We start from the raw sequence: 19,079 nt of genomic DNA, 5'->3' as shown, positions 1-19,079 counted from the left end.
CTCTTAAATTAGCCCTATTCACTTCATTGATGCAAGTCAATAGGTCCTCTGTTGCTCATAAATTAAGCTTGATTGTTTCAATAATTAGGCGCTAAATGATTTATGTTTGATGTTAGTGTGAATAGTTAAATTAGCAGGAGTAAATATGTTAAATAACGATGATCGATATATCAGTAGTTTAAGTAAAGATACCTATGCAATTATTTTAGCCGGAGGTCGTGGGAGTCGTTTATTCGAGTTGACAGACCGTCGTGCTAAACCTGCCGTCTACTTTGGCGGTACATTTCGTATTATTGATTTTCCTCTCTCTAATTGTTTAAACTCAGGCATCGGTCGGGTGGGCGTTGCAACACAATATAAATCACATTCTTTAATTAGCCATATTCACCGTGGGTGGGGCACTTTTAAGGCTGATTTATCAGAGTTTGTGGAAGTACTGCCTGCATCACCGCATAAACAAAACGATTGGTATACAGGAACGGCTGATGCGGTTTATCAAAATATAGACATTATTCGCAACCATAAACCAAAGTACATATTAATTTTATCTGGCGACCATGTTTACCGTATGGATTACGGTAAGTTACTGATACAGCATGTTGAGAATAAAGCGGATATGACAGTATGTTGTATTGAGGCAAGCGTCGAAGAGGCTGCAGGCAGTTTTGGTGTGATGTCGGTAGATGAAACCAATAAAGTGATCGCATTTAATGAAAAACCAAGCAACCCTAAAGAAACGCCCAATAAACCAGGTGTGTGTTTAGCATCGATGGGGAATTATGTTTTTAATACCGAGTTTCTATTTGATCAGTTAAATAAAGATGCAATCAATCCGACTTCAAACCATGATTTTGGTTTAGATATTATTCCCTCTATCATTAAACAGCATAATATCTTTGCTTATCCAATCCAAGATCCTGACGCAAGTAAACCACCTTATTGGCGTGACGTAGGTACCATTGATGCATTATGGGAAGCTAATATGGAATTAATAGAACCTAGGCCTCAATTTGATCTCTACGATCAATCATGGCCAATTTTTACTTACCAAAGTCAGTTACCGCCCGCTAAGTTTATATTTGATAATGCGACTCGCAGAGGAACTGCATTGGACTCAACGGTTGCGAGTGGGTGCATTGTTTCAGGCTCTACTATTCGTAAGTCGATATTATATTCGAGCGTACATACGCACTCTCACAGTGTCATCGAGCAATCGGTGTTAATGCCTGAGTGTGATATTGGTAAACACTGTAAATTATATAAAGTCATTGTTGATGCGAATTGTCGCATTCCTGCCGAGTTAACGATTGGCTACGATAGAGATAAAGACATTGCGAGAGGGTTTCGCGTATCTGACAAAGGTATTACCTTGGTCACTAGCGCCATGATTGAGGCATTAAAACATTAATGCCACTATGCTTTGCTTGTGTTTTTTTAATGTTAGTGGGCAAGCTTTAGCCTGCTTGTTTTCAGGTTTTAGTCTTGAGAACTAGAGAATGGGGTCCATTAAAATTCAGCTGATGATACTAAATATTATTTACAGGGGGGCTTTAATTTAGGGCGCATGCTTTAGCCTGCTTGTTTTCATCTTTTAATCTGGTGAACTAAAGAATGGGTCCATTAAAATTGAGCTGATGATATCAAATATTATTTACAAGTGTTTCTTTTGATTTGGGGCGCAAGCTTTAGCCTGCTTGCTTTCATCTTTTAATCTGGTGAACTAAAGAATGGGTCCATTAAAATTGAGCTGATGATACTAAATATTATTTACAAGTGTTTCTTTTGATTTGGGGCGCATGCTTTAGCCTGCTTGTTTTCAGGTTATAATCTGGTGAACTAGAGAATGGGTTCCATTAAAATTCAGCTGATGATACTAAATATTATTTACAGGGGGTCTTTTAATTTGGGGCGCATGCTTTAGCCTGCTTGTTTTAAGGTTTTAATCTGGGGAACTAGATAATGGGTTCCATTAAAATTCAGCTGATGATACTAAATATTATTTACAGGGGGTCTTTTAATTTGGGGCGCATGCTTTAGCCTGCTTGTTTTCAGGTTTTAATCTGGTGAACTAGAGAATGGGTCCATTAAAATTGAGCTGATGATACCAGGTATTATTTACAGGAGATCTTTTAATTTGGGGCGCATGCTTTAGCCTGCTTGTTTATCTTTAACCTAGTAAAGATGCAAGTTTATTAACAAAACTTATTAAAAAAAGTAACGAGAAGTTAAAAGCTCCTCGTTTACTATTCTCACATCATCAATACTCTGTAAATCGACTCAATTGTTGTTGAAAAAATGCATTTTCTTTTTGTAATGCATCTCTCTGCTGAATGAGATCGATCAGTAATGCAACTGCCAGCCAATCAATTTCTAAATCTTGGTGCAATCGTACTGCCTTTTTTATCCAGTAAACACTTGAGGTTTCAAACTCCCAATCAGACTTCTCGTTGTTATCGGTAGCATCAGTGTTGTTAGTCTTAGTAATAGGTTTAACAATACCGTTCTCAACGATTTCAATAATATGATGACTTTCAATTCGTTCTAATTGGCATAATTCACTGAGTGAAATGACTGTTAATCTTCGCATCATAAATATTCTCCCCATGAAACTCTAGGGTCAAAAGCTGAATTTTTCGCAAGCTCTTGCCATAATTGGTTTGCTTTATCGTTGCTGAGAGGCGGTATAATCACATTAATGATGACATAGAGATCGCCCAACTTATCTTTTCTTTTTAAGCCTTTACCTTTAACACGCAATTTTGTACCTGATTGCGTATTCGCCGCGATGGTCAACGTTACTTTGCCATCGAGTGTCGGAACGGTAACCTTCGTTCCCAGTACCGCCTCCCAAGGTGTAAGTGGCAACGTTAATATTAAATCCTGTTTTTTTACATCAAAAAGAGGGTGGCTGTTTACATGAATATGTAGATAAAGATCGCCTGGTTCGCCTCCGCCATAACCTGGCTTTCCTTGCCCTTTAAGACGAATACGTTCCCCATCAATGACACCTTGCGGTATTTTTATATTTAACTGTTTTTTAATCTGACGTACTTTTCCACCTTCGGAAACAGGCAACTGATAGTGAACTGTTTTAATATGTTGATGCAGAGTTTCTTGCAATGAAACAGCTAATTCTGTTTCAACATCTTGTCCTTTTGCATGATGCTGTTGACCATTTCCATTAAAATGCGATTGATCAAATCCGCCACTGAATATGGAATTAAAAAAGTCAGAAAAGTGGGCATCAGCACGCGGGTCACCTTGATAAGCATGATTATTTTGTTGTGACCCAGGTGGTGGCTGAAATCCTTGATTGGATTGATCGCCATATTCAAGGATCTCATCAAACTTTGCTCTTCTCCCCGCGTCTTTTAATACTTCATAAGCTTCAGCGATTTCTTTAAATTTGTCACCTCCACCTTCTTCAGGGTGTAAGTCAGGGTGGTATTGTCTGGCAAGTTTTCGGTAAGCTGTTTTAATATCTTTAACATCAGCATTTTTGCTGACACCGAGTATTTTATAATAATCTTTGAATTCCATAAAATAACCTAAAAATAAAATCACAAACGTGTGAAACGTGTTTTAAGTTTACGCCTTAATTGAATTTTGACTATCGGTTTATTACACAAACCAATCTATTTAAAAAAATTAAAAGTGTGGGGAACACAAGAACTATTTTTAAACCAAAGGTCCTGTGTTTTTACTGAAAGAAATTTATTATCAGAGAAAACTTAACAATAAATTTTCGTAGTTGGGTGAGTAACTGAATCAATGATGAAACAAAAAAAGCTTTAAACTCATGTTTTTTGTCTAAAGTGTCGGTATTATTTACATTTATAGTTTAATTTGAGGTTTAAAAAATAAAAAACAATTACCAATCAATCAACTACCTAATTGGTATGGTAATTGCTGATGTGTAATATTGAAAATAAAACATTAATAGGATAGTAAGATGAAACAGATACTAAAACACATACTCGCAGTGGCAACAATCTCGATTATTTTTGCCGGAAGCGCCAATGCATCACCAATTTATATTGATTTTGATCTTAGCGGAACTGGCTTTACTCAAGATAGCCCTGTCGCAACTAATCACTTTGCAAGTCAAGATTTGATACTCAATGCGGGTGTTGTTACAGCATGTAACGGCACTTGCATCTCAACTCCAGCAGCTAAATATAATGGTGTATTAACGGGGAACTTTCTCAATAATGTCTACCAATATCTATTATTTGATGCTGTTCTTAATGAAACTTCAATCAGCTTGTTCGACAGCTCTAGTAATTTGATCAGCACTTTAGGCGCTGGAAGTGGATATTTGTATTCTGGAACGACAGGGGTTGCTTCATTTACTGCTAATTTAAACTATGATGGTTTGTACTCGTTAACGCTTGATAATCAAACATCAGCTGCAGTTCCTGAACCTGGTAGTCTAGCTCTCTTCGTATTAGCATTAGCTGGCCTCACTTTATTTAAACGTAAGAAAGTGTAAATAGAACTATTTATTGCTGAAGCCTGCAGTAGTGGAAAGCGAAGTTGATCTCACAATGACATTTGAACAATATTCATAATAAATCTATCTTTTAGTGATGTAGCTTTACATACTAAGAGGTAGTTTTTTATGGCTTACCCTTGACAATCTCAAATATGACTTACAGATAGAATCCTCTTAGTGTTATTAACAATTTACTATTACAACATTTTAGTAATGACTACCATTCACTCATTCTTTTAAATTTTATAAAGCTGATTAATCTGCTATTCATATTTAATAGTCACTGCTTTCTGTTTTAGCTCGTCTGTACTTGTCTAGTCTGCTTGATGTTTATTGAGAGTGTTTTCGCCCTGTCGGCGACTTTACTTTCTCTCTACCAGAAGAGACGCTATACCTACAAATAACTCAAAAATACTGGCCACGAATCACTTTCTGCTCCAAATAGTCAAAGTCAATTGCTTTTATTACGCACCAGTTCATATAGCATATCCATGTGCTGAATGAACTTAAGTAAAACGTCCCGTTTGGATTTGATACAGTAATGAAGAATTTGCGAAAGTTCAACGGTGGGGGAGTTACAGCCATATTGAGTAAGGTTTTTAGTATTATGAATTAATATTGCTTAGTTTAATTTTCGTCTGCGCTCATCCAGTCATTTAGTAGATTATTTACATTGTTTTCGCCCTGTCGGCGACCATCTTTTCCTTGCCAGAAGAAAAAGGTAGCAAAAAGACTGGCCACCGAATCACTTTTTATTCCAAATAATCAATTGCTTTTATAACGCACCGGCTCTTGCTAGCCATTAATGGCCAGAACGAGCCTAAGGCAAACATCCTGTTTGGATTTACTAAAAGCAATGAATGATTCGGTAAAACTTAACGGTGGGAGGGTTGTAGTCATATTGAGCAATGTTCTCATATTCGATTTTTTATTTTGGGGCGCTGGCTTTAGCCTGCTTATTTCTTATTCTTAGTGATTTTTGATTGTCAAAGTTAATAGGTGTCTAGCACTTTTTTATACTATTTGATATTGCTTACTTCAATGAGTAAATTTTCAGTACTTTAGTCCATTTTATGTTGCTTGCTTTAATAATTTGGGGCTGCATTTTCAAGTTGCAGGGCAGATTTTTTATCTTGAAATATGATTCAAAATGAAAGGCCCGACCCCATTAGTTTGTGTTTGATCAAGCTATAATATCAAGGCCTTTTTTTTCAGCGAGTGATAGCATTTTTAAGGCCGCACCTCTTGGTTTACTGTCTCCCTGTTCCCATTTCTTTACTAACTTATCACTCACATTAAAATAACGAGCAAATACGGGTTGAGAAAGTTTATTTTTAAGTCTGAGTGCTCGAACCTGATCTGGTGTAAACTCATGCACACTAGTTAAACAAAGTGCATCAAACTTGCGCATAGTGGTTTTATCTATCGAACCAGATTTCTGTAAGCCTTTAGCTGTTTTATGTACCGCTTTTAAAATATCACTCATCATTTTCTACCTTAATAAGTTCGCCATCATTGACAAGTTTTTTTAGAGCATTCTTATCAAATCCCAGAAATTCTTTAGCTAACTCTTTTAGTGCTAATTTCTCTTTAGAGTTAATATTCGCTTTATCACTCTTGGCAAAGACGTATAAGAAAAAATATTTATCGTTGATAACAGCCCCAATAATGGTTCGGTAGCCGGCACTTTTTCCTTTATTACCAGCAGCAATACGTTTTTTATAAACACTACCACCTAAGTCTGCATCAAAAAGCCCTTGGCTCATTTCTTTACAGGCATTAATAAGATCGTTATCAGATAAAGCTTCTTTTTTTGTTAAAGAAGCAAAAACCTTGGTTTTATAGATCAAAGTATACTCCAGTAGGGTATGTTTTCAATGTAAATAAACTTATATAAAAATTGAATTCAATAAGAGTAAAAATAAGGTGGTAACAGAGTTGATTAAAGACTTATCTTCATTTATTACCGCTCTTGAATTCTTGAATTTAAGTAATATGTGCATTGCGATATAAATAATACTAGTTGAAATATATTTTATTGTTTTTGATAACTTAAAGTGGCAGAGATTTTAGTTTTTTGCTTTTAAATAATTAGGAAAAATCGTTTTAAAATTACTTCCCAGAGTACTTATTCAATTTTGGCAAATTATATCCCTTCGTAGAGTGAGCATTTTAACCCTAATAAAGTAGACCAATTTGTATGATAAAGTTGTGTTTTTTAGCTATCAAAATTAATAGGTGTCTTGTACTTTTTTGTGCAGGAATACAGGCAATGATATTGACTAAAAATGTATTGATGACTGTTTGCTGAAAGGTTTTGATTTTTGAGAGGCTCAACGGTGGGGGAGTTGTAGCCGATTTTTTCTTTTAGCTCGTCTGCGCTCGTTCGGACATTGTAGTAGATTCTTTACTGAGGTTTCGCCCTGTCGGCGAGTTCATTTTCTTTATACGAACAAAGAAAACAGAACCAAAAGAAACTCGCCCCAACTCGTTTTTTAATCTGAATAAATAACTACCTTCTTAACGCACCGCTCATACGCCACGTCCATGTGGCGAACTGAGCTAGCAACGGCATCCATGCCTTAGCTTGCTAAAGGCACTCATTCATTCAGAAAAACTCAACGGGGAGAGGGGATGTAGCCATATTGAGCAAGGTTTTTATTGTAACTATTTGATATATTTAATTTAAATAAGTAGCTTTCTAGTGCTTTTTCACTGTCCTTTTACGTTCTCTACCCAGCTAAATTAAATGATCAAGACATGAAATATTTTGATAAATAATCCGTTAAATTCTGACAATATAATCCATCAATTGTATGTGGTGATTTCATTGGTAAAAGTTGACTTTGAAAACGAGTTAGATAATAGCCTTCTTCTTCAAAATAGCATGGGATTATTGCATTTATCCAAATCAAATGTACTTTGGCTTTACTAGTTTTGATATTTTTTTTTGCCTGTTCAATAAAACTTGTTTGAACAAATGATCTAAAATACTCTCTTATCTTTTCAGTAGAATCATGATAATTTTTAAACGTATTTACTTCTGCATAATTAAACATAAATTCATACGGGTCGATAGCTATTATGCCGAAAGCTTTAGAATTATCGGAGTGTAAAGAATGTTTATGTATTTGTGATTTAGCCTCGATTATTCTACTTTTCACTTTTTTAAGTGATGAGACTCTTTTTGCCTCAACAACGATTTTTCGTTCAAGGTACTCAGCAGAAATATCCCAAGGACTCTCAACATCGGAAAATATGCTTGCTCTAGCAAAATATCCAGCCATCCTCAAATGAAAAGATGTATTTCTACCATGACTATTAGATTTATCATCTCTGCGAAAGTCTGACCCTGTAACCAATTTTTTTAATAATAGTTTTATGTCATTAGTTACTTCAATTTGAGAAAAAGATTCATAAATCCAATTAAGTTCATCTATTTCTCTTAAAGAGTTGAAATAATCTGCATTCGCTTCCTCATGTGAATCGAAAGTAAATATTCTTTTTTCAACATCCATAGATTTAAAGTAATGCTCATATCTAGTATTGGTTAACCTGATGCCTAACGACTTAAGCCAGTGAATCGATTTGGGATATTCAATAAATCTATTTTCATAATCACCTCCACTTTTTTGAATTGAAAAAGGGTTAAATGAATTTGGAAAATATTGCTCATTAGGTATATATAAATCCTTACTTGGTATGAATATCTTGTTTTTATTCATGGTAATCCTCCTCACAATTATCTGCTTTAAACCTTTATAGTGCCTTTTTTAGGTAATTTATATGTAACTTTTTCTCCACTTTTTGCTATAACTTTTCTTTTTAATAGTTCATTTAAAACTTCATTTAATTCCTTCTCATTTAAGGTTTTAGAAAATAAAGATATAATTGTATTTATTAAAGATTTAGCTGTTCTAGGTTTTGCATTTCCTCTAGATATTAAGTGGTGAATAATTGAATCCGCTCTTTCATTAACTGAGATTGCATGTGTTAATTTAAGAGAAGGAATCTCAGTTATTTCGATTTCTCTTTGAGCCAATATGTTGTTTGATTTTAAATGGTTAATTAGAGGATCAAATCCAGTATCTTTTGAAATTATATGGAAAAAGCAGTTTGGATCTGTTGCCGAAATATTTCCAATATAATAGGCAATGTGAAAATCTAAAGCATTAGGGCCATTCCCATTAATTTTTATGTATTTGGCATTACCACCTAGACTCTGCATTGCATCGACTAGTTCAAAAGATAGCTTTGATTGTTTTTCACCAACGAAAACAATTACTTTAAAGTCTCGTCCTTTTAAGATGGCTAAATTTTTCGGATGTACATTTTCAAGATCTATTAGAATATAATTAGTTCGCAAAACGGCTCCTTGTTTTTGTTCTAATACGATATTTAATACTGTAATTTTAATGATATTTTATTTTTAAGATTACTGTTAATTAGCTCTCTGATTTTCGCCAGCCTTGTTTTCTAGCTTCTTTTTCAGAGCAAAAATATTTCTCTCCTTTATTCACATTTATTTTTGTTCTTTCATAATATTTCTGACCTTTTACATGATAAATTTTCTCTCCAGTATTATAGGAAATATTCCCTTTTATATTACATTCTCTATTTTCATTTGCGTTTGTACTTATTGAAAATAAAAATAATGTAGTTGCAATAATTGTTTTTGTATTTTTGGTTTTAAGATCAATGGTTTGCATTGAGTAAGAATTCCTTTTACTGGTATAAATCTGAATTTTTATAAAGATAAAATTAATTGTTTTATTTAAATTTGATATCTAGTATGAAATTTAGCAAATTAATCAATCTATTAGTATCATTACTAAAACCTTTATCATTAGATAAGGGGCTGATTTCACATTTATAAAAAACAGTTTAAGGTAGGTGACGCTGTATTTTTAAGAAACAATTTCATTTTTGAATTAAATTACAAGCAACGGTTAAAGAAGATTATTAATTCACCCCAAACCAATGATTAAATTTACTTTATTCTTCACTCTATTGATTACTCTAATCATAGTTATGTTATTTTAGGGCTAGTATAATAAACAGCTAAAAAAAACAATAAAAAACAACTCTCTTAAAAGGTGGTGCGTGTGTTTCAAGTTTATCACTCTAATCAAATCAGTTTGCTTAAAGACTTATTGCTGGCGCTGATCAATCAATCACCCTTAAGTAATCCCTTTGAAAATGAAACGGTATTAGTACAGAGCCCGGGGATGGCGCAATGGTTGCAATTAGAGATTGCACAATCCACTGGTATTGCGGCGAATATTGATTTCCCATTGCCAGCGAGTTTTATTTGGCAGCAGTTTAAACATGTTTTGCAAGATGTGCCGGATAACAGCCCGTTTAATAAACAGTCGATGACCTGGCAGATAATGAAGTTGTTGCCTGATTGTTTAGAAGATGAAGATTTCAGTGCCTTAAAAGATTATCTGCAGGATGACACACACCTGCGTAAGCGTTTTCAGTTAAGCGGTAAAATTGCCGATATTTTTGACCAATATTTAGTGTATCGCCCTGAATGGATTGATAACTGGGAAACCCTGCAAGACAGCCAAGTGAGTTTAGAACATTTAAAACCTGAATGGTTGAATACCCACCTTTGGCAAGCGAAGTTGTGGCGTTTATTGGTGGAGAGTATTAAACAAGGTTTTCAATCTCAAGGTAAGGCGTATCACCGTGCGGGTTTATACCAAGACTTTTTAAGTACGTTATCGACTAAAACCACTGATCAACTCACGCATCTGCCTAAACGTATTTTTGTGTTTGGTATTTCTTCATTGCCTGAGTCTTATTTACAGGCGTTACTGGGATTAGGCGAACACTGTGATGTGCATTTTCTATTAACCAATCCTTGTCGTTTTTATTGGGGCGATATTGTTGACCCTAAATTATTAGCGAAGCGTTTTGCGCAGTCTCGCCCTAAGGTGAATGTGCAAGCGGGTGAGGTGAATGCCTTAACGGATACTAGTTGGCAGAAGGATGAACAACATTTAGCGTGGGCGAGTAGTGGCGATGTGGAAAGTGAAGTCGGTAATCCATTGCTTGCGTCTATGGGTAAAATGGGACGTGACTTTTTATACCAATTATACAGTTTAGAGCAGCAAGAGATTGATGCCTTTGTGGATATCGACCGTGATAGTTTATTACATAATATTCAGGCGGATATTTTAGAGTTAAGTGATAGCTCATTAACCACGCTAAATGATGTATCAAAACGCATTGAAGTGGCCGATGATGACAACTCAATCAGCCTACATGTGTGCCACAGTGTGATGCGTGAAGTGGAAGTGTTGCACGATAGTTTGTTGGCAATGTTTGAACAAGATTCAAGCTTAACGCCTAAAGATATTATTGTGATGGTACCGAATATTGATGCTTATGCACCTTATGTTGAAGCGGTGTTTAGTCGTTCTGGCAGTAGTGTGTCGATTCCGTTCTCAATCTCCGATGTCAGTGCACAACAAGAAAATCCGATTTTAGCGAGCTTTTTACAACTATTAAATCTACAACAAAGTCGTTATACCCGTGAAGATATCCTAGCGCTGTTAGAAGTGCCGGCGATTTTAAATCGTTTTGGTATTAAGCAAGCTGAGTTTGATTTATTACAACATTGGATCACTGAAAGTGGTATTCGTTGGGGATTAAATAATGAGTCGGCGACGCAATGGGAATTACCCGCGTTAACGCAGAATAATTGGTTGTTTGGTTTAAAACGTATGTTGCTCGGTTATGCCATGAGTGATGAGTTGTTTGAAGGTATTGCGCCTTACGATGAAGTGCAAGGTTTACAAGGGGACTTGTTAGGCCGCTTTATTGAGTTTGTTGATACCTTAATTGTTTTAGAGTCGAGCTTAAACCAAGAAGTCAGTTGTGCTGAATGGCAGCTGTTTATTAATCAGTTGATTGATGACTTCTATTTAGAAGACGAAGATAACAGTGTGTTGTTCAGTCAAATTCGTCAACAAATGCAAACGCTGGTGGAACAAACGGCACAGGCTAAGTTTGATCAACCTTTATCGTTAATGGTGTTGGTGGAATATTTACAAGAGCATTTATCGAATCAATCTAATAGCCAACGTTTTTTAGCCGGACAAGTGAACTTTTGTACGTTAATGCCGATGCGATCTATTCCGTTTAAAGTGGTGTGTTTGTTGGGCATGAATGATGGATTATATCCGCGTTCATTGTTACCGATGGGCTTTGATTTAATGGTCGGACATCGACAACGTGGTGACCGTTCGCGCCGAGATGAAGATCGTTACCTGTTTTTAGAAGCAATGTTATCGGCACAATCGCAGTTTTATATTAGTTACATTGGTAAAGATATCAGTGATAACAGTGAAAAAATGCCGAGTGTATTAGTCAGTGAGTTACTTAACTATATTCAACAAAGTTTTAGGTTAAGCAGCCAAGTTGATTTAAACATGGAGAATGGCGCGTTAGAGAAACAGTTGTTGTCTGCTTTTACGCATCATTATCCAATGCAAAGTTTCAGTGAGCAATATTTTCAAGGTAAACAAGTCACTTATCAGCAGGGCTTGTGGGAAGCGATTTCTCAACCGTCAGCGGATCAAGATGACATAAATCAGCCGTTGCCTTTACTGCAAAATGAAGTGGTTGAGTTAACGTCATTAATTCGGTTTTTACAAAATCCTTGTCGGGCGTTTTTTAACCAAGGTTTAAATGTTTATTTTGAGATTGACGATATTGATCAAGAAAATGATGAACCCTTTGCTTTGGATAATTTGCAGCAATACATGCTCAAAAAACAACAGTTTGAGAATGGACTTGATGACCAAGCCTTGAATGATTTATATGTTGGTTTACAAGCACAAGGTAAATTACCTGTCGGTGAGTTTGCGACGCTAATTTTTAATAAAGACTTACAAGTCATGATGGATTTAGCGGGCGTTTACCATGGTTATTTTATAGGAGATATTGAGCAGATAAATGTCGATATTCCCTTTGATCAAAAACGCTTAGTCGGTGCGCTTGATGACCATTGCGAAAATGGCCTAGTGCGTATCAAGCCGGGCAATATTAAAGGTAAAGATTTGTTGAAGTTATGGGTTGAGCATTTAAGTTATTGCATCGTCCATGGTCAACACCTTAATGCGACTTTGTTTGGTCAGACTAAAGGTCATTATTTTGAAGAGATCCCTGCGGATTATGCACATCAACGTTTAACTGAATTATTGGCGTTATATCAACAAGGGTTACAGCAAGCGCTCCCTTTCTTTGTTGAAAGTGCTTATCAGTGGTGTGAAGCCGTGTGTAAATTACAACCGAATGTGTTTGTGGTGGATGAGTTGAGTTTTGAAACACGTGGCGCTGGCCAACAAGCGGCGTTAAAAGTGTTTAATAATAGTCGTGGTTATGCGGAAGCAAATGACCCTTATATTAATCGCGTGTTTGAAAATATTGACGATCATTGGCAACAGTTTGAGTCGATAGCGTTACAGGTATTTATGCCATTATTATGCAATTTAAATGATTTAATTTACGAACAATGGGGTGGAGAATAATCATGGCAGAAGAAAATCTAAACCTCGACCTTAGCCTTGATGCTGTTAATCTCGAAAGCAAAAGTGAAAGTACGGATGTTGATGCTAGCAGTCATATTTCAGTTACGCCTTTAGATGCGCTAACGTTCCCATTGTTTGGCCGTCGTTTAATTGAAGCATCCGCGGGAACAGGGAAAACCTATACTATTGCCAGCTTGTTTATTCGGCTCCTATTAGGCCATGGTAAACAAGCGTTAGGGCACGGCAAACAAGAGCATGGTGAACAAACTGACAGCACTTCAGATTTAACGACACAAACTGCGCATCATTGTCCCTTAACTGTTGATAAAATATTAGTGGTGACTTTTACAGAAGCAGCCACCGCGGAATTACGAAGCCGTATTCGTGAGCGTATTCGTGAAACACGTTTGGCGTTTATCGCAGGGTCGAGCAAAGATGCTTATTGTCAGCAATTGATTGAAGACAGCATTAATATTGAACATGATACTCGTTTGTTACGTTTTGCTGAATTACAAATGGATGAAGCATCTATCTTCACCATTCACGGTTTTTGTCAGCGTATGTTGCAACAAAATGCCTTTGAATCGGGCAGTTTATTTCAACAAACGTTATTAGAAGACGACTCTGATATTTTAAGCCAGGCTTGTAATGATTTTTGGCGCGCGCATTTCTATCAATTATCTACACCATTAACGAAAGTGATTTACAGTTATTGGGCGAACCCTGCGGCATTAAAATCTGAATTACAGCAATGGTTATCACGTAATGATTTAACGTTTATTCCTGCGATTACTGATTTTGATTTCCAAAGTAAATATGAAAAAAGTTTAAATGCGATTGCAGAAGTTAAACACGCTTGGAACGCGGATAAAGATGATTACCAAGATATCATTACGCATTCCGGTGTTGATAAACGCAGTTACAGCAAAAAGAATTTACCGAATTGGTTTGATCAAGTCAGTGATTGGGCTTCGTCGGATAGTTTGGATTTAACTTTGCCTAAAAACTTAGTTAAATTTTCACAGGAAGAGTTACATACTAAAACCAAAAAAGGTGAAGCACCCACACATACGACCTTTGTGTTAATTGAAGATCTGCTTAAGCAAGATATCTCAATCAAAAATACCTTGTTAATTAAAGCAACGCATTGGATAAGAGATAATTTACAAACCACTAAACAACAGCACATGTTATTAGGGTTTGATGATTTATTAACGCGTTTAGACCATGCATTGCAAGTGTCTGCAGAAGGGCATTTAGGTCAACAAATAAAACAACAATATCCGATTGCCTTGATAGACGAGTTCCAAGATACGGACCCAGTACAATATCGTATTTTTGATACGATCTATGCTGATCAAGCCGCTAATTCAGAAAGCGATGCTGATGATACTGGCGAGACTGACGTTGCTGATAATGACCAAATACAAATCACGCAATTTAATCAGTCGGGTCTATTCATGATTGGCGACCCGAAACAGGCTATTTACAGTTTCCGTGGTGCTGATATTTTCACTTACATGAAAGCGCGTAACGCCGTAACCGCCCATTACAGCTTGGATAATAACTACCGTTCTAGCGCTGAAATGATTGATGCTGTGAATGGTTTCTTTGAACATAAAATTGCGCCTTTTATCTATGATCAAGACATTCCTTTTCATCCTGTAAAAGCACCGCCAATAAAACGTAAGAAATTAGTGGTTAATAATCCTGATGATGATCAACAAACGGCATTACAGTTTTTACATATTAATGGCGGTTTAAGCAGTGATGCCTTTCGATATGCAAGCGCACAAGCCGCAGTGAATGAGATTAAAGCTTTATTGTTATTAGCGCAGCAAGATCAAGCTTATCTAGAAGACATTGAAGGTAATAAATCGCCTATTTTGGCCAATAATATTTCAGTGTTAGTGCGTACGGGTAATGAAGCGAATATTATTCGTAAAGCACTGTTAGAAGAACATATTAACAGTGTTTATTTGTCACTTAAAGAAAGTGTGTTTGCCAGTACCTTAGCGCAGGATTTGTTACGCTTATTGAGTGCCTGTTTACACCCAAGTAACGAACGTTATTTGCGTTCTGCTATCGCGTGTAAGTTATTTTCACTAACGCCTTATCAAATCCATACTACTTTTTCTGATACCGCGAGTTGGGAAGCGAAAATTGCTGACTTTGCGCGTTATAAAACCGTGTGGGAAGACAGCGGCATATTAGTGATGTTACAGCTGTGTTTTCATGAGCAGGGTATTAGCGCTAAATTATTAGCCCAAAATCAAGGTGAGCGTGCCTTAACGGATTTATTACATCTTGCTGAATTACTGCAAAAAAATAGCATGGTGTATGAAGGTTCCTTTGCTTTGTTACGTTGGTTTAGCGAGCAAATTAGCAATGCTAAAAACGAGCAAGGCGAACAGAAACAACGCTTAGAAAGTGAAAAAGAACTCGTGCAGGTGAGCACCTTACATAAATCTAAAGGGTTGGAATACGACATTGTATTTATTCCGTTCAGTGGTTTATATCGTGAGCCTAAAGAATGTTTATTTCACGATAGCCAACAACGTTTAGTGTTTGATTTAGAAGCGGACGAGGCGAATAAAGAGCTGACTGCGAAAGAGTTATTAGCAGAAGACATTCGTCTGTTATACGTTGGGTTAACACGCAGTGTGTATCGTTGTTATTTAGGGATTGGCCCGTATAAAAAAGGGCGCTCTAAAGCAACGCCATTAACCAAAAGCGCGTTGGGTTATTTATCGATTAAAGCAGGTGAAGAGCTACAAGCGGGCGATGACCAAAACTTAAAACGCTTATTACAAGGTGTATGCGATATGTCTGAGAATATCGGGTTGCGTCATACACCTGCCTTATTGACTGAAACCTATCAAGCCTTGAGTCAGTCACCTGAACAGTTAATTGCCCCTAAACAGTTTACGGGTGCGATTGAGAAAAATTGGTGGGTAACCAGTTACTCTGCTTTATCTCGATTTCATACTGCCCCTACGATTGAAGATAAAAATACGAAGAAAATTCCACAGGAAAGTGTGAAAGCAACAGATGAATTATTGATTCAGTCTTCTTTAACAACGCTGCCATTAGATCCTTTAGCACCTGTGCATAATGTGTTTAGTTTTCCACGTGGCGCAAAACACGGTACGTTTTTACATGAACTGTTCGAAGAGATCGACTTTCAAGATAGTCCTGCGGATAAACTTATTCCGTGGCTAACAGAACGCTTAACGATTAATAATTATGAACCAGTAGAAGTGTGGGCACCGATTGTTAGCGACTGGATATCTCATATTTTAGATCATCGTTTAGTGGCGAGTGAATACCCTGAATTATCGTTGTCTAAGTTAAGTGAACAACAAAAGAAAGTAGAGATGCAGTTCTTTATTCCGATGCAACCGATTGAAGCGTCCTCGGTTAATAAGCTGATTATGCATTATGATCCTTTATCTGCACGTGCTGGTTTATTACAGTTCAACCAAGTGCAGGGTATGTTGAAAGGGTTTATCGATTTAACCTTTGAGTACCAAGGGCAATATTTTGTATTGGATTATAAATCAAATTATTTAGGTGATAGCTTGCAAAATTACAGTGATGTTGCGATGGAAGAGGCGATTATTGAGCATCGTTATGATTTCCAATATCAGCTTTACACATTGGCATTGCATCGTTTATTAAGATCACGTTTAGATGATTACGATTATGAAACACATATTGGTGGCGTGTTCTATACATTCTTGCGAGGGATGCAAGGCGAAGAAAACGCGGGGTCTTATTTTATTAAACCGGCTTTTGAATTAATTGATAAATTAGATAAGTTATTAAGTGGCGAATTAAGTGCACAACAATTGTTAGAGGATTTGTCATGAGTGATACTAAAAATAGTCTTGATTCGGTAATAAGCAGTCATGAGCTTGATGCTGCAAAAACAGGTGACATGCTCACTCTGTTAAAACAATGGCAGACAAATCAACAAATTCGTCCTATTGATTTTCACTTTGCAAAATTTATGGCGCAGTTAGGTGCTGATAATTTAATGCAATTAGCATCGGCATTGGTCAGTCAACAACTTGGTGGCGGGCATATTTGTTTACCCATCGATAAAATAGGTAATTTATTTCATCAACATTGTTTGCAATTAGGTTTAGATTCTCAAGCTGAAAGCGAACGTTTGCATATATCTTGTATTTTCCATGAGCTTCAACAAACACATGCTTTATTAAATGACAGCCTGTGTTGCGGTGACGATGCGCCTTTACGATTGCAATATGACGCTTTATTTATGGCGCGTTATGCTGAATTTGAACAGCTTATTTCAGACAAATTATTACAACCTATCGCAGTGCATGTAAGTGATGAAAGTAAAGATTATTTAGAGCTGCTATTCAAACCGCAATACCAATATTTATGGCAAGCATGGCAAAATGAGACGACTCAATCTGTACAAGGTTTGTGTGAAAAGTACTTAGATGTTATCGATAATGCCGGCGTAAATTGGCCATCGGTACAAACCGTGTTTAACAAGGCAACATCAGCAGATGACTTAGCGCCATTAGCCTCTTTGATTGCTAACCATGTACGGTGTGATTGGCAAAAAATAAGTGCGGCTTTGGCATTAACGTCTGCCCGTTGTGTTATTTCTGGTGGTCCAGGTACCGGTAAAACCACCACCGTTGTTAAGTTATTGGCGCTCTTGTTACATGCACAGCCTGACTTGATTATAAAAATGGTTGCCCCAACCGGCAAAGCGGCGGCACGTTTAACGGAGTCGATTACCAATGCGTTATCTGATTTGTCTTTGGATAACGTCGTCGCACAACATATTCCTACCGATGCGAGTACCATTCATCGGTTATTAGGTGTACGGAATAACAGTGCGCATTTTCGTCACAATGAACATAATAAGTTAGTGCTAGACCTGCTGCTGGTGGATGAAGCGTCAATGGTTGATTTACCGCTAATGGCAAAATTGCTCAGTGCATTGCCTGATCACGCGCGTTTAATTTTGCTAGGCGATAAAGATCAATTAGCTTCCGTTGAAGCGGGTGCAGTATTAGGCGATATCTGCTCGTTTATTGAATCTGGTTATAGCCAACAAAAGGCGCAGCAATTAGTCGATTTAACAGGGTTTGATTGCTTATTAGAACAAGTAAAGCATACGCAAGTAAGTATGTCTGATAATTTATGTTTATTGCAAAAAAGTTATCGTTTTGATCAGTTCTCAGGCATTGGTTATCTCGCTTCAGCAATCAATAAAGGTGGCGTAACCGCGGCTAAATTAGCGACCTTATGCGCTAAATATGATGATTTGAATCATTATTTAAATGATGCAGACAGTGAGGCTATCTTTGAACAATTAGTGATTGAAGGTTACGGGCCTTATTTATCGGATCTACCGACGATCAATGAAGATAACCGAGAGCATGCAAAACAGCTGTTACAACGTTTTAATGATTTTAAAATATTATGTGCAACACGAGAGCAAGAGTGGGGCGTTGATAGCTTAAATTTACGTTGTGAAAAGATATTGCAAAAAGCCGGTTTGCTAGCTCGACGATTTGACCAAACACAAACATGGTACCTTGGACGTCCCGTAATGGTGACTGAAAATAGTTATCACCTTGGATTGTTTAATGGTGATATTGGTTTGTGTTTGCAAGATCAAACCGGTCAATTAAGAGTGTATTTTGTGATGCCTGATGGCTCAGTGGCAGACTTCCAACCAAGTCGACTACCTGCAAACCAAACGGTGTTTGCGATGACCGTGCATAAAAGCCAAGGGTCTGAGTTTAAGCATACGTTGTTAGCATTACCTGATTACGCCTTACCAGTGATGAATAGAGAGTTAATTTATACTGGCATTACCCGTGCTAAAAAGCAGTTAACATTAATCGCTGATTTATCATTAGTGGCAAGCTCTGTGAGAAACAGAGCAAGTCGAAATAGCCGTTTAACAGAGCGCCTGACGTTGCAGTAAGCGACTCAAATGAAACTGTTTTTTGATAAGCATTAAACAGTCTTTTGTTAGGTAAGTGAAA

Annotated in this window: 12 protein-coding genes; 5 read left to right on the top strand and 7 right to left on the bottom strand. The window is 36.8% G+C overall.

Annotated elements, in window-relative coordinates; genetic code table 11:
• Positions 1–145: 145 nt before the first annotated feature.
• Positions 146–1,408 (top strand): glucose-1-phosphate adenylyltransferase, encoded by a 1,263-nt coding sequence (gene glgC, locus Q0794_RS03170; protein ID WP_298940083.1) that lies wholly within the window; start codon positions 146–148, stop codon positions 1,406–1,408.
• An 849-nt stretch (positions 1,409–2,257) separates the two neighbouring features.
• Here glgC and Q0794_RS03165 read toward each other — a convergent pair.
• A complete protein-coding gene (locus Q0794_RS03165) occupies positions 2,258–2,590 on the bottom strand; it encodes a chaperone modulator CbpM (RefSeq protein WP_298940081.1) in 333 nt (110 codons plus the stop codon).
• Entirely contained in the window at positions 2,587–3,540 is a 954-nt protein-coding gene (locus Q0794_RS03160; RefSeq protein ID WP_298940079.1) for a DnaJ C-terminal domain-containing protein, read from the bottom strand. The genes Q0794_RS03165 and Q0794_RS03160 overlap by 4 nt, the downstream gene beginning before the upstream one ends.
• A gap of 412 nt (positions 3,541–3,952) precedes the next feature.
• On the opposite strand from Q0794_RS03160, the gene Q0794_RS03155 reads away from it, so the two are divergent.
• On the top strand, positions 3,953–4,492 hold the full coding sequence (locus tag Q0794_RS03155; protein WP_298940077.1) for a PEP-CTERM sorting domain-containing protein: 540 nt from the start codon (positions 3,953–3,955) through the stop codon (positions 4,490–4,492).
• A 1,186-nt stretch (positions 4,493–5,678) separates the two neighbouring features.
• Here Q0794_RS03155 and Q0794_RS03150 read toward each other — a convergent pair.
• The 5 genes from Q0794_RS03150 to Q0794_RS03130 form a co-directional block, all read right to left on the bottom strand.
• A complete protein-coding gene (locus Q0794_RS03150) occupies positions 5,679–5,984 on the bottom strand; it encodes a DNA-binding transcriptional regulator (RefSeq protein ID WP_298940075.1) in 306 nt (101 codons plus the stop codon).
• Positions 5,974–6,345, bottom strand: a complete 372-nt coding sequence (locus tag Q0794_RS03145; protein ID WP_298940073.1) for a type II toxin-antitoxin system RelE/ParE family toxin — start codon at positions 6,343–6,345, stop codon at positions 5,974–5,976. The genes Q0794_RS03150 and Q0794_RS03145 overlap by 11 nt, the downstream gene beginning before the upstream one ends.
• A gap of 903 nt (positions 6,346–7,248) precedes the next feature.
• Positions 7,249–8,220: a hypothetical protein gene (locus tag Q0794_RS03140; RefSeq protein ID WP_298940071.1), complete on the bottom strand. Its 972-nt coding sequence runs from the start codon at positions 8,218–8,220 to the stop codon at positions 7,249–7,251.
• Positions 8,221–8,246: 26 nt separating this feature from the next.
• Complete coding sequence (locus tag Q0794_RS03135; protein ID WP_298940069.1) at positions 8,247–8,861, bottom strand: PIN domain-containing protein; 615 nt, start codon at positions 8,859–8,861, stop codon at positions 8,247–8,249.
• A 79-nt stretch (positions 8,862–8,940) separates the two neighbouring features.
• The gene (locus Q0794_RS03130; RefSeq protein ID WP_298940067.1) at positions 8,941–9,204 is read right to left on the bottom strand and encodes a hypothetical protein; all 264 of its coding nucleotides are present in this window, start codon (positions 9,202–9,204) and stop codon (positions 8,941–8,943) included.
• Between the two features lie 396 nt (positions 9,205–9,600).
• Between Q0794_RS03130 and recC the strand changes: the two genes are divergently transcribed.
• Genes recC through recD form a run of 3 tightly spaced genes read left to right on the top strand, consistent with a single transcriptional unit; the run spans position 9,601 to position 19,018 of the window.
• Positions 9,601–13,038, top strand: a complete 3,438-nt coding sequence (gene recC, locus Q0794_RS03125; RefSeq protein WP_298940065.1) for an exodeoxyribonuclease V subunit gamma — start codon at positions 9,601–9,603, stop codon at positions 13,036–13,038.
• A 2-nt stretch (positions 13,039–13,040) separates the two neighbouring features.
• Positions 13,041–16,910, top strand: coding sequence for an exodeoxyribonuclease V subunit beta (gene recB, locus Q0794_RS03120; RefSeq protein WP_298940063.1), 3,870 nt, complete (start codon positions 13,041–13,043; stop codon positions 16,908–16,910).
• Positions 16,907–19,018, top strand: coding sequence for an exodeoxyribonuclease V subunit alpha (gene recD, locus Q0794_RS03115; protein ID WP_298940061.1), 2,112 nt, complete (start codon positions 16,907–16,909; stop codon positions 19,016–19,018). Before recB ends, recD begins: the two co-directional genes overlap by 4 nt.
• Positions 19,019–19,079 lie beyond the last annotated feature (61 nt).

The sequence above is a fragment of the uncultured Psychromonas sp. genome, assembly GCF_947489755.1.
Classification (GTDB): Bacteria; Pseudomonadota; Gammaproteobacteria; order Enterobacterales; family Psychromonadaceae; genus Psychromonas.
The sequence above is the reverse complement of the archived record's forward strand: the minus strand, read 5'-3'. Positions and strand labels throughout refer to the sequence as shown.

Excerpts from the sequence above, each read along its gene's own strand:
- glgC (WP_298940083.1), top strand. The coding sequence starts at position 146 with ATGTTAAATAACGATGATCGATATATCAGTAGTTTAAGTAAAGATACC.
- Q0794_RS03165 (WP_298940081.1), bottom strand. The coding sequence starts at position 2,590 with ATGATGCGAAGATTAACAGTCATTTCACTCAGTGAATTATGCCAATTA.
- Q0794_RS03160 (WP_298940079.1), bottom strand. The coding sequence starts at position 3,540 with ATGGAATTCAAAGATTATTATAAAATACTCGGTGTCAGCAAAAATGCT.
- Q0794_RS03155 (WP_298940077.1), top strand. The coding sequence starts at position 3,953 with ATGAAACAGATACTAAAACACATACTCGCAGTGGCAACAATCTCGATT.
- Q0794_RS03150 (WP_298940075.1), bottom strand. The coding sequence starts at position 5,984 with ATGATGAGTGATATTTTAAAAGCGGTACATAAAACAGCTAAAGGCTTA.
- Q0794_RS03140 (WP_298940071.1), bottom strand. The coding sequence starts at position 8,220 with ATGAATAAAAACAAGATATTCATACCAAGTAAGGATTTATATATACCT.
- Q0794_RS03130 (WP_298940067.1), bottom strand. The coding sequence starts at position 9,204 with ATGCAAACCATTGATCTTAAAACCAAAAATACAAAAACAATTATTGCA.
- recB (WP_298940063.1), top strand. The coding sequence starts at position 13,041 with ATGGCAGAAGAAAATCTAAACCTCGACCTTAGCCTTGATGCTGTTAAT.
- recD (WP_298940061.1), top strand. The coding sequence starts at position 16,907 with ATGAGTGATACTAAAAATAGTCTTGATTCGGTAATAAGCAGTCATGAG.